General features: G+C 51.6%; 1 rRNA gene. It reads left to right on the plus strand.

The annotated features are described in order from the left end of the window. Positions 1-1248: ribosomal RNA gene (locus B5E43_RS14730) — 23S ribosomal RNA — on the plus strand; the annotation flags it as partial.

Raw genomic sequence — 1248 nt, forward strand, 5'->3', positions numbered from 1 at the left:
GGAAGAGGGCAAACCGGAGGATTTATTCTCCGGGGTTGTGGACTGACACAACGGAGCAATAGGTTAGGCGAACGGTATGGGAAGGCCGGCCACAGCGGGTGAGAGCCCCGTAGCCGAAAACTGATTTGCTTTAGTCAGGATCCAGAGTACCGCAGGACACGTGAAACCCTGTGGGAAACTGGGGGGACCACCCTCCAACCCTAAATACTACTTGATGACCGATAGAGGAGCAGTACCGTGAGGGAAAGGTGAAAAGGACCCCGGGAGGGGAGTGAAAGAGAACCTGAAACCTTGTGCTTACAAGCACTCAAAGCTCGTTAACGAGTGATGAGGTACTTTTTGTAGAACGGTCCGGCGAGTTATTGTATGTAGCAAGCTTAAGGTATTCAGTACCGGAGGCGAAGCGAGAGCGAGTCTGAATAGGGCGAATTAAGTTGCATGCAATAGACCCGAAACCAGGTGACCTATCCATGGGCAGGTTGAAGTGGAGGTAAAACTCCATGGAGGACCGAACCGACCCCCGTTGCAATGGTGGCGGATGACCTGTGGATAGCGGAGAAATTCTAATCGAACTTGGAGATAGCTGGTTCTCCCCGAAATAGCTTTAGGGCTAGCGTTAGTTTAGATTACCGGAGGTAAAGCACTGAATGGGCTAGGGGCCGATAAGGTTACTGAACCCTATCAAACTCAGAATGCCGGCTAATTGATGACTAGCAGTCAGACTACGTGAGATAAGTCTCGTGGTCAAAAGGGAAACAGCCCAGACCTACAGCTAAGGTCCCAAATGTACGCTAAGTGGAAAACGATGTGGAATTGCGAAAACAACCAGGATGTTGGCTTAGAAGCAGCCACTCATTAAAAGAGTGCGTAATAGCTCACTGGTCGAGTGACTCTGCGCGGAAAATGTAACGGGGCTAAGCGTACAACCGAAGCTTAGGATGCAGCAATGCGTGGTAGGGGAGCGTCGAATGCGGGGTGAAGTCGCAGCGGAAGCAGCGGTGGACTGTATTCGAGTGAGAATGCCGGAATGAGTAGCGAGAATTATGTGGGAATCATAATGGCCGAAAATCTAAGGTTTCTTGGGGAAGGTTCGTCCGCCCAAGGTAAGCCGGGAGCTAAGGCGAGGCCGAGAGGCGTAGTCGATGCACATACGGTTGAAATTCCGTAGCCACCGAAACTTAAGCTAGAAGGACACTTGGAGCTATCCAGACCCGGGCGTTGGTTGACCCGGGCGAAAGGGACCGAAAT

This window comes from Flavonifractor sp. An100, from assembly GCF_002161175.1.
Classification (GTDB): Bacteria; Bacillota; Clostridia; order Oscillospirales; family Oscillospiraceae; genus Lawsonibacter.